At 33.3% G+C, this 11,719-nt stretch carries 9 protein-coding genes; 4 read left to right on the forward strand and 5 right to left on the reverse strand.

Annotated elements, in window-relative coordinates:
• Positions 1-195: 195 nt before the first annotated feature.
• Together gyrA and ACTS9J_RS13780 are read left to right on the forward strand one after the other, a co-directional pair.
• Positions 196-2,769 carry a DNA gyrase subunit A gene (gene gyrA / locus ACTS9J_RS13775; RefSeq protein WP_448353350.1) on the forward strand — a complete coding sequence of 858 codons (2,574 nt, stop codon included), beginning with the start codon at positions 196-198 and terminating at the stop codon, positions 2,767-2,769.
• A gap of 3 nt (positions 2,770-2,772) precedes the next feature.
• Positions 2,773-3,969: a tetratricopeptide repeat protein gene (locus ACTS9J_RS13780; RefSeq protein ID WP_221854161.1), complete on the forward strand. Its 1,197-nt coding sequence runs from the start codon at positions 2,773-2,775 to the stop codon at positions 3,967-3,969.
• An 82-nt stretch (positions 3,970-4,051) separates the two neighbouring features.
• Here the strand turns inward: ACTS9J_RS13780 and surE are convergent, their stop codons facing one another.
• Positions 4,052-4,819 carry a 5'/3'-nucleotidase SurE gene (gene surE / locus ACTS9J_RS13785; protein ID WP_219033704.1) on the reverse strand — a complete coding sequence of 256 codons (768 nt, stop codon included), beginning with the start codon at positions 4,817-4,819 and terminating at the stop codon, positions 4,052-4,054.
• 193 nt (positions 4,820-5,012) lie between these two features.
• Here surE and ACTS9J_RS13790 point away from each other — a divergent pair, with 193 nt between their 5' ends.
• The gene (locus tag ACTS9J_RS13790) at positions 5,013-7,085 is read left to right on the forward strand and encodes a carboxy terminal-processing peptidase (protein WP_448353351.1); all 2,073 of its coding nucleotides are present in this window, start codon (positions 5,013-5,015) and stop codon (positions 7,083-7,085) included.
• Positions 7,085-8,197 (forward strand): ABC transporter permease, encoded by a 1,113-nt coding sequence (locus ACTS9J_RS13795; protein WP_448353352.1) that lies wholly within the window; start codon positions 7,085-7,087, stop codon positions 8,195-8,197. The genes ACTS9J_RS13790 and ACTS9J_RS13795 overlap by 1 nt, the downstream gene beginning before the upstream one ends.
• A 339-nt stretch (positions 8,198-8,536) precedes the next feature.
• Here ACTS9J_RS13795 and ACTS9J_RS13800 read toward each other — a convergent pair whose 3' ends face one another.
• The 4 genes from ACTS9J_RS13800 to ACTS9J_RS13815 all read right to left on the reverse strand — a co-directional run bounded on the left by ACTS9J_RS13800 (position 8,537) and on the right by ACTS9J_RS13815 (position 11,715).
• Positions 8,537-8,905: a GxxExxY protein gene (locus tag ACTS9J_RS13800; protein ID WP_219033707.1), complete on the reverse strand. Its 369-nt coding sequence runs from the start codon at positions 8,903-8,905 to the stop codon at positions 8,537-8,539.
• Positions 8,906-9,085: 180 nt separating this feature from the next.
• The gene (locus tag ACTS9J_RS13805; RefSeq protein WP_221854157.1) at positions 9,086-9,469 is read right to left on the reverse strand and encodes an HU family DNA-binding protein; all 384 of its coding nucleotides are present in this window, start codon (positions 9,467-9,469) and stop codon (positions 9,086-9,088) included.
• Between the two features lie 145 nt (positions 9,470-9,614).
• On the reverse strand, positions 9,615-10,883 hold the full coding sequence (locus ACTS9J_RS13810; RefSeq protein WP_448353353.1) for a serine hydrolase domain-containing protein: 1,269 nt from the start codon (positions 10,881-10,883) through the stop codon (positions 9,615-9,617).
• Between the two features lie 88 nt (positions 10,884-10,971).
• Positions 10,972-11,715 carry a TrmH family RNA methyltransferase gene (locus ACTS9J_RS13815; protein WP_280045251.1) on the reverse strand — a complete coding sequence of 248 codons (744 nt, stop codon included), beginning with the start codon at positions 11,713-11,715 and terminating at the stop codon, positions 10,972-10,974.
• Positions 11,716-11,719: the final 4 nt, after the last annotated feature.

Genomic DNA, 11,719 nt, shown 5'->3' on the forward strand with positions numbered 1-11,719 from the left:
GTTAAGCAAGAGAAAATTAAAACAATAACAATTAAAACTTATCAACAATATCATTTACGAGGATAAAACAAAGCTATTTTTAGAAGGATTAGAAAAGTTTCCTTAAAACTTTCATAAAACATCAAATATCTTGTTTTTATCAATCTTTTTTTAGCTTAAAATTCGTATATTAGCCACCTTATATAACAAAACAATATGACTGAAGGAGAAAGACTAATCCCAATTAACATTGAGGATGAAATGAAATCCGCTTACATCGATTATTCGATGTCGGTAATCGTATCTCGTGCGCTTCCGGATGTGCGTGATGGCTTAAAACCTGTACACCGTAGAGTATTATTCGGAATGTATGAATTAGGTGTTTTTTCTAATCGTTCTTACAAAAAGTCGGCACGTATTGTAGGGGAAGTTTTAGGTAAATTTCACCCACATGGCGACAGTTCTGTTTACTACACAATGGTACGTATGGCGCAACCTTGGTCTTTGCGTTACTTATTAGTTGACGGACAAGGTAACTACGGTTCTGTAGATGGTGATCCACCTGCTGCAATGCGTTATACTGAAGCAAGACTTCAAAAAATTTCAGACGAATTATTAGCTGATTTAGATAAAGAGACAGTTGACTTTCAACTAAACTTTGACGATACTATCCAAGAACCTACTGTATTACCTACTCGTGTTCCAAACTTATTAGTAAATGGTGCATCTGGTATTGCGGTTGGTATGGCAACAAATATGGCGCCACATAACTTAACAGAAGTTATTGACGGAACAATTGCATACATCGACAATCGTGAGATTACAATTGACGAATTAACACAATACATCAAAGCGCCAGACTTCCCAACAGGAGGTACTATCTATGGCTATGATGGTGTAAAACAAGCTTTCGAAACTGGACGTGGACGTGTTGTTTTACGTGCAAAAACTAATTTCGAAGAAGTACATGGTCGCGATTGTATTATCGCTACAGAAATTCCTTACCAAGTTAACAAGGCAGATATGATTGCAAAAACTGCTGAGTTGGTAAAAGATGGTAAATTAGATGGTATTTCTGAGATTCGTGACGAATCTGACCGTAAAGGTATGCGTATCGTTTATGTCCTTAAAATGGATGCGGTTCCTAACGTCGTTTTAAATAAACTATATAAATTTACTCAATTACAATCATCTTTCAGTGTAAATAACATTGCGTTGGTAAAAGGTAGACCAGAGCAATTGAATTTGAAAGACATGATTTATCATTTCGTAGAACATCGTCACGAAGTGATTGTTCGTCGTACGGAATACGAATTGAGAAAAGCGCAAGAAAGAGCTCATATCTTAGAAGGTTACATGAAAGTAATCGGAACACAAGATGATCTTGATCGTGCAATTAAAATCATTCGCGAATCTGCAACACCAGACGAAGCGCGCACAGGATTAATGGAAGCTTTCGAGTTATCAGAAATTCAAGCACGTGCAATCTTAGATTTACGTTTACGTACATTGACTGGTCTTGAGATTGATAAAATTCGTGAAGAGTACGAAGAAATCATGAAAATGATTAACCATTTGAAAGATATTTTAGCAAACGAAGATTTACGTATGCAAATTATCAAAGATGAGTTATTAGAAATTCGTAAAAAATATGGTGACGAACGTCGTACAGATATCGATTACGCAGGTGGAGACTTAAATATCGAAGATTTAATTCCTGATGAGCAAGTTGTTTTAACGATTTCTCACATGGGTTACATCAAACGTACACCACTTTCTGAATACCGCAAACAATCTCGTGGAGGAGTTGGTAATAGAGCCGCTACAACACGTGACGAAGATTTCTTAGAGTATATGGTTTCGGCATCTAACCACCAATACATGTTATTCTTTACAGAAAAAGGAAAATGTTATTGGATGCGTGTGTACGAAATTCCAGAAGGTTCTAAAACATCTAAAGGTCGTGCAATTCAGAATTTGATTAACATCGAGCCAGATGATAAAGTAAAAGCATATATCCTTACACATGATTTAATGAACGAAGAATACGTAAATAATAATTACGTAATCATGGTAACTAAAAATGGTATCATCAAGAAAACATCTTTAGAAGCTTATTCTCGTCCACGTGTTAATGGTATCAACGCAATTACTGTTCGCGAAGGTGACACATTATTAGAAGCTTTATTAACAGATGGTAAATCTCAAATTATGATCGCTTCTAAATATGGTAAAGCTATCCGTTTCGAAGATGAGAAAGTTCGTCCAATGGGTCGTACTGCTTCTGGTGTTCGCGGAATCAACTTAGGAGATCAACCAGATAATGAGGTTATCGGGATGATTGTTGTGACTGATGTAGAAAAAGAAACTGTATTAGTTGTTTCTGAACAAGGTTACGGAAAACGTTCTTCTATCGAAGATTATCGTGAAACAAATCGTGGAGGTAAAGGTGTAACAACACTTAATATTACTGATAAAACAGGAAAATTAATCGCGATTGAGGCTGTTACAGACGAAGATGATTTAATGATCATTAATAAATCTGGAGTTGCTATTAGAACTGGTTTAGATGAAATTCGTGTAATGGGTCGTGCAACACAAGGTGTTCGATTGATTAACTTGAAAAAGAACGACGAAATTGCAGCAATTGCAAAAGTACAAGTTGAAGAAGAATTGGAAAACGAAGTAGAACTTGATGAAGAAGGAAATCCAATTGTTGTAGAAAACACAAACGAAAACAACGAAACTCAAGCAGAAGAAACGCCTGCTGAGGATCCAAATAATGAATAATCAATGAAAAAATTATTATTTAGTTTAGGATTAGTTTTAGCAATGTCGACATCATTCGCTCAAACTAACACAGAAGAATTAACGACAGAACCTACAGTTTTAGCTGAAAAATATAATAAATCAGCAAAAGAAAACTTAGCAAAAGGTGACGTTACAAAAGCAAGTCAAGATTTAGCAAAATTATCTAAATACGAAAACGGTAAAGTTTGGCAAGTCAAAAATAAAGACTCTAAAAAAGACGAATTTTACTATTCTCAAGCCGATTTAGATAAAGCTACAGCTAGTGGTAATTACGCAAAAGCGAAAGAAGTTGCTTTACAACCAAAATATGGTTTCTTGTTGCAATCTGAAGTTTCTAATTTAGCAAACAAAGAATTAGACGCTGCAAACAAAGCAATGGACGCAAAACAATTTACTGAGGCTGGAACAAAATTCTTAAATGTTTTCAACTTAGTTGAAGCTTTAGGTACAAAAGAAGATATCTATAAATATCAAGCTGCAATCTGTTTTTACAACGCAGCTGATTATGATAAATCGTTAACGATTTTGAAAGAATTAGCGGCAAAAGGATTCACTGGTAAATCAGCTAATCAAACAAAAGATTACAACCGTGACATGTATGTTTTAGCACTTAATGGATTGTACAATGCGAAAAAATACGATACTATCGTAGAAGAAGCAACTACAAAATATCCAAAAGATGCTGACATCAACAATATCGCAACTGGAATTTACCAAGTTTCTGGAAACTCTGATAAAATGACAAAACGTATCGAAGAAGCGATTAAAATTAATCCAAACGATGCACAAAATTATTACAACTTAGGAGTTTTATATTTAGATGACGCTTCTAAAGCAGAAGAATCTAAAAACTTGTTCAAAAAAGCGATTGAATTAAATCCTAAACATTTCGAGTCTTACAACAATTTAGTTTTAGCTATTTTGCAACCAGACAAAGAAATTGTTGAAACAATGAACAACAATTTAGGAACATCTAAAAAAGAGAAAGAAATTTATAATGCAAACGAAGTAAAACGCAAAGCTTTGTTTACAGAAGCAGCTCCTTATCTTGAAAAAATGTACGAAATTCAACCAGAAAATCGTCAAGTTATTCGTAACTTAATTCAAGCTTACAAAACTTTAGGAAACGAACAAAAAGAAAATTTCTATCGTGACGCTGAGAAAAAATTAGTAAAATAATTATTTCAATATTTTAAAAAAAAGGACTTCAATTGAAGTCCTTTTTTTATGCTTTATCATTCTGAATGTAGATTTAACGAACTTAGAACAAATCCCAATTTCTTAAATCTGGTAAAAAATGATGGGCTGTCAAATCATAACGAACTGGTACAACAGAAACATAACCCTCCTCTAAAGCACGTTCGTCTGTATCTTCACCTTTGTCAAGATTTTTAAACTCTCCACTCATCCAATAATACGTTCTTCCACGAGGATCTTCACGTTTATCAAATTTTTCTTCCCATTTTGCATCAGCTTGGCGACAAACTTTTATTCCTTTTATTTCATGTTCTTTCAACTTCGGAATATTAACATTCAACACTACACCTTTTGGTAATTTATGTTTTAAAACTTGATCAATAATTGTTTTAATAAATTCTTCTCCAGCTTTAAAATCAGCATTATAAGCAAAATCACACAACGAAAAACCAATCGCAGGAATCCCTTCTATTCCAGCTTCTACAGCAGCAGACATTGTTCCCGAATAAATCACATTCACCGACGAATTCGATCCGTGATTAATTCCCGAAATACACAAATCTGGTTTACGAGGTAAAATTTGCGAAACAGCCAATTTCACACAATCCACTGGCGTTCCAGAACACGCATACTCTTTTACATCTTCATCAACTTCTATTTCATCACAAAACAATGTCGAATTTATTGTCACCGCATGCCCCATTCCACTTTGCGGACTATCTGGCGCAACAACATAAACTTCTCCAAATCCTTTTGCAATCTCTATCAACGCTCTTATTCCAGGCGCAGTTACTCCATCATCATTTGTAACTAAAATTAGCGGTCTTTCCATATTTTATTCTTACTTTTATTCATCATTTTTACAAATGTAAAAAACTTCCTTCTAATTTCTTTTTTGTTTTATATTTGAAGGAGTCTTAAATTATTAATTTATATAATACCAACGCAATATGTTAATTAAAAAAACGTATGTATTACTATCGTTTTTATCAATGAGTTTGCTTGCTTTTTGCTTTTGCAAACCCATGCTAGACACAGATGAAGAAAGAGAAAAGTTAATCGTAAAAAATACACGAAACACCCTAACTTACCTACATTACAAACCTGCTACTGTAGATGATAAATTTTCGGAAAATGTTTTCAATAAATATTTAGAATACATTGATCCAAGCAAACGTTTTTTATTGCAATCTGATTATGATCTATTCAAAAAAGATTATCACAATTTAGATGATTATTACAAATCAGAAAACTTAGGTTTCTACAATTCTACTGTCGATACAATCTACAAACGTATTGCTGAAGCTGAAAAATATTCGATGGATGCCTTGTCAAAACCTTTTGATTTTAATCAAAAAGAGAATTTCAACATCGATTATAAAACATCAAAATTCGCGAAAGATAAGAACGAATCAAAAGATTTGTGGCGCAAATATTTGAAATATAACGTGATGTTAGAAATCATTTCAATGCAAGACGAATTAAAAGGTCAAAAGAAAGATACATTAGACAACTCTTCTTCTATAAAACCTATAAAAGATCCTTTGGCAGATGAGAAAAAGAAAATCACAAAAGATACGCCTTTTGCAGAAGTAGAAAAGATGGCGCGTGAAGAAGTTAAAGACTTGATTTCTGACTATTTCCGTCGTATAAAACAAACAAAACGCGAGAACTATTTTTCTATTTACATGAACTCGTTCACAGAACAATACGATCCGCACACAACATACTTCTCTCCAACAAGTAAAGAGGATTTCGAATTCGAAATGTCTGGACAAATGGAAGGAATTGGAGCCAAAATACAAGACAAAAGAGGTTACGCTACAATTGCTGAATTAATTGTTGGCGGACCAGCTTGGAAGAGCAATAAATTAGAAGTTGGTGACAAGATCATTAAAGTTGCACAAGGGAAAAATGGTGAAGCTAAAAACATCGTTGGGATGATTTTAAGCGATGCTATTCGCCTAATTAAAGGGAAGAAAGGAACAGAAGTTGTCTTGACTATTCAGAAAAAAGACGGTTCTCAACAAACAATCTCTTTGATTCGTGAAGTGATTGAATCAGAGGAAGTGTTTGCTCGCTCATCTGTTATTACGGACGAGAAGGGAGATAAATACGGAATCATCTATTTACCTGAGTTCTACACTCCAATGGGAAAAGAAGGCGGACGTTATCCTTCGGATGATATCAAGAAAGAAATTGAAATCTTGAAGAAAGAAAACATCAAAGGTCTTGTCTTCGATGTTAGAAATAATGGAGGAGGTTCTCTTGAAGAGGTAGTTAAAATCTCTGGATTGTTCATCAATCAAGGACCAATTGTTCAGGTGAGACGTTCGGACGGAATGCTTAAAATTCACGAAGACAAAGATAATTCTATCGCATACGACGGACCTTTAGTAGTAATGGTTAACGAGCTTTCTGCATCTGCGTCAGAGATTTTTGCTGCAGCAATGCAAGACTATGGTCGCGCTGTTATCGTGGGTTCTCCGCAAACCTTTGGTAAAGGTACTGTACAAACAATCTTGCCTTTAGATCGTCAGTCGGGAAGTGATGAGTTAGGCGCTATTAAGTTAACAATACAAAAATTCTACCGAGTAAACGGAGGTTCTACACAATTGAAAGGAGTTCAGTCGGACATTGCATTAGTTGATCAATTCACTTACGAAGATATCAGCGAAGCTTCTCGTCCAGAAGCCTTGAACTGGGATCAAATCAAACCATTAGTTATTGCAAAATGGCCTTCTGCTTTCGATTTAGCGAAGATTAAAGCGAACAGTAAAACTCGTTTGGCAAACAATGCTCACTTAGCATTAATGAACGAAAGTTTCAAGTTCATCAAATCAATGGAAGACGTAAAAGAGATTCCTTTGAACTTAGAAGATTACAAAACGTACCGTAAAACACGCGAAGATAAAATCAAGAAATTCGAAACTTTAGACAAGTATAAAAACAATTTCAAATTTACAATGAATCAAAACGATTTAGCAACTACTAAAACAGATACTGTTCTAAAAGCTAAACGTAACAATTGGTTCAAAGGAATGCAAAAAGACTTTTATTTAAACGAAGCTGTTAACGTTTTAAGAGACATTAAATAATGGAACAAGAAAACGGTTCATTTTCTCAAATCATATTCAATAAATTAAGAAAGAACACCCTTGGTGTTCTTTCTTTTAGTGTAATAGTATTAGCTGCAATCATTTCTATTTTTGCTTATGTGTTTGCGTCCGACAAAACGGAAAATGCAAACAGACAGGACCTAACCATTGCATATTCACCTATAGGTTATCAGCAAAAAACAATCGAAATCCCTTTACCTAATTATTCAGGAAAAACGAACTTTTCTAATTTTATATTCGGGAAAGAGATCGATACCGAACAAATAAGTATTACATCTTACAAAAGAGATGGACAAAGCATTACTTATATTCCATATATAGGGAACGGACTAAGTGGTGAAGCAATAAAGATAGATTTGTTAACTTGGACAAAGCATAACATCAAAACGCAAGATATAGAGAAGGATTTTATCTATACAAAAACCTATTTACTTGGAACAGATTCTTACGGAAGAGACTTTTATTCTAGATTAATCATCGGGACAAGAATTTCTTTTCTTATCGGGTTTATCGCTGTTTTCATTTCATTAGTTGTAGGAATTTCCTTGGGCGCTCTTGCAGGTTATTACAAGGGACGAACAGATAACATTATAATGTGGTTGATAAACGTTGTGTGGTCTATCCCAACATTACTATTGGTTATTGCAATTACCTTAGCTATTGGAAAAGGATTTTGGCAGATATTTATCGCAGTTGGACTAACGATGTGGGTAGAAGTTGCACGTGTAGTTCGCGGACAATTCCTATCATACAGAGAAAAAGAATTTGTAGAAGCAGCAAAAGCTTTAGGATTTTCGGACACAAGAATTATCTTCAACCAAATATTACCTAACGTTGTTGCACCTATTATCGTTATATCTGCTGCCAATTTTGCTTCGGCAATTTTAGTAGAAAGTGGTCTTAGTTTTCTTGGAATTGGTGCACAACCTCCTACTCCGTCTTGGGGAAATATCATAAAAGAACATTATAATCATATTATTTTAGGAAAACAACATTTGGCAATTCTACCGGGATTAGCTATTATGTTATTGGTTCTTGGGTTTAATATCTTTGGGAATGTATTGCGAGATATTATGGATATTAAGCAGTAAGAAGCTTATAAAGTTTTATACTTTTCTTTTTTTAATACTTTAAAACACAAGTTATATCTTTATCTATGTCTTTATGTGGTTAATATTTTATCTTTTTTAACCACATAGAGACATAGGTTAAATATTGATAAAGATTTGAATAGACTTATAGTTTTCACAGTAACTTTACTTAAGTTAATAACTGAAAGTTTATAAATAAATCACAATTAATCAATTTCTATGTTTCTATGTGGTTAATATTTTACCAAAACAAAATTAAAAATCTATCTATTCTAATAATATAAATACATGGGTTTAATAATTTGGAAGATGAGTAAAAAACTCATTAACATACGTTTTTTATCCTTCATTAAATATGTTAAAACAATTGAAGTTGATTAGTATTCCTTTTGGACATTTCAGTAGTTTCATATAAGTTAATAATTGAGCTTCATAAGTAGGAAAAATATCTTGCACAGCTTTTAACTCAACAACTATACTATTTTCTACATAGAGATCACAACGAAAATCAAGATCAAGCAGTTTTTCTTTATAGACAACTGGAACCTTCATTTCTGTGAGAAAATTTATTTTCCTATGATTTAATTCTTCTTTTAAGCATTGATGATAAACACTTTCTAATAATCCTCTACCCATTATTTTATGAACTTCTATAGCAGAACCTATTATTTCATAAGTTAATTCATCTAAATATTTTTTAGTTTTCATAGTCTATGTTTCTATGTTGTTAATGATTATTCAAGTGAGATATAAATAAATTTTCTGTAAAACCTACCTACCTCTTATATAAAACCTAAGGAGGTTTTAAACAAAACGTCAAGTGATTTTAATGAAAACCACTTGACGTTTTTTATTTACTTCAATTAGAAATTAGAAAAATTATCTTAACTATTTCTTTTTCTCATACTTTAAAGTAGCTAAAGTATCTCGTAAATCGAGACCAGGTCTAAAAAGTATTTTAGCACTTTTTATAGAAGCAGAATTTACTTTGTTCATTGTATCCATTCCTTCGCTACTTATACTTATTTGAAAAGAACCAAAATCTCCTAAGCGAACAATCTTTCCATCAGACAAATGTTTCGATAACATTTTAGCCAAATCAATCAATGTTGCATACACATCACTCTCACTAACAGATGAGGTTTGCGCAATTTCTTTACTCAAATTTCGAAGTGATACTTCACCATCTGCAATAGAATTTGCATAGAACTTTTTAGGCGCCATAGGATCTCCTGGGTAAGCCTTCTGAATAACGTTGTATTTTACAGCCATAATTAAAAGTATTTATAGATTAACAGTTAATTATCTCTAAGTTAATACTTTATATTTAATTAACAAAATAAAACTATTGATTATCAATAAAATACATTATATCATAAAAATAAAAAAGGCTTTCTTATATAAGAAAGCCTTGCTATTATCTTGAAACTTTGGTCGAAAGTTTTGCTGTTCTTTTTGGTACAATTGGTTTTTGATGCAATCTCATCGAATCTTTATTTGGTGCTTTTAGCGGATAAGTTCCTGTAAGTCCAGCCAATTTAAATGCACTATATATATTCTTATTCTGCTTGTTTCCTAATGCAATTACCGTAAATTGATTGTTAACATCGTGTACAAAAACTGTGTTATTCCCGTGCCACCAACCATTGTGATACAATAATTTTTTACCATTGTCATATTCTAACAAGCGCATTCCAAGCCCATAATTTTTGAAACCTTTCTGCTCGTAACTATATCCTTTGAAAGCTTCTTTCTTGATCTTCTTCGGTAAAAAATCGTCTGAATACATGGCAACATCTAACTTGTAAAGATCTCTTGGCGTTGAGTAGATATTTTTGTCTCCATACGTGCGGTCAAAATCATCCCAAGCCCACTCGTAACCATTGTATTTGTAAGAACGAGCTACTGTATCTTTATCGCGATCATACTCAAAAACAAAGGTGTTATTCATCTCAAGAGGGTCAAAAACCATGTATTTCATTGCTTTCGGATAAGGTATTTTCATAATCTTTTCGATTACTAAAGCAAGGAAAGCGAAGTTGGTGTTCGAGTAATAAAACCCTTTGTCTGCGGGACGAATTTGTTTAACGTCAAATTCTCTAAAGATATCTAACACATCTTGATTAGAAATTGGTTTCTCGCGATCCATCATTACCTTCTTGTTATTCCACAAAACGTTGGCATAATTTGGCAAACCACTGCGGTGATTTAGCAAATTACGAACCGTGATATCGTCGTAAGGAAAACCTTCTAATATTGTATTTACTTTTTGATCTAATTTGATTTTACCTTTCTCGACCAGCTTAAGTATCGCCATAGATGTAAAAACTTTCGAGATAGATGCTATGTGAATAGGCGTTTCGGCAGTGATTGGACGCTTATGTCTTTCGTCTGCCATCCCTTGATATTGCTCTAAAAGTACTTGCCCATTCTTCACAACCAACAAACCTCCGCTCACTTTCCCGTCAACCCAAAAGTCTTTATAATAGGTGTTTAGTTTATTTCTGTAATCATTAAGTTCTGCTTGTGTGTACTTCATTGGCTTGAAATCTGCTTTCCAATCCAACGAATCATAGCGCAAAGCATGCGGATCCTTCTTTCTAAGTTCTTCTTTTTGTTCGTTTTTCTTGCTACAGCTTCCCATAAACAGCATTGCAGAAGCAAGAACAACCGCTACATATTTCATGTGTTTTTTCTTAATCTTATTGTTTGTTTCTACTAAAGTATATATTTATTTGTGGAATAGTTACCCGTTTAGAAACATTAAGTTTTTTTTATGATTTGTGCGAAAGTTGAGACTTAAACTCGCCTAAGATGACACTTGTTGCAACAGCTACGTTGAGACTTTCGGTAGAACCATTTTTCCCAAAGAACGGAATGCTTAGTTTATTTGTCGTTAACTTCTCGATTTCTGGTGAAATTCCATTCGCTTCGTTCCCCATAACCAAGATACCTTCTTGTGGAAGTGTTTGTTCATAAATGGATTCTCCTTCCATAAAAGTCCCGAAAATGTTTCCTTTATAGTCAGACAAGTATTTCTCTAAATCGATATAATGAACTTTGACTCTTGTAAAAGATCCCATTGTCGACATCACAACTTTTGGGTTGTACATATCCACAGATTCTTTGGTACACAAAATATCTTCTACACCAAACCAATCTGCCAAGCGGATAATTGTTCCTAAATTACCTGGATCGCGAATATCATCCAAGGCAATGCTCAAACCATTTAACTTGATATCTTCATCATAATTTGGTAATTCACAAAGTGCTAAACCTACATTCGGAGTAGTTAAGAAACTGATTTTTTTCAAATCTTTTTCTTCAATAAAAGTCTTTTTGATATGTGTAGCTTCTGGCCAAAAGTCTTCAATTATAAATAATTCTTTAATATTTATAGAACTTTTTATAACTTCCCCAATATTTTTAACACCTTCTACGACAAACAAATTATATTTTTGTCTATATTTTTTAGAACCAAGAGAAGTTATTATCTTAATAACGTTATTTGATAACATATTT

The organism is Empedobacter sp. ULE_I140, from assembly GCF_053482575.1.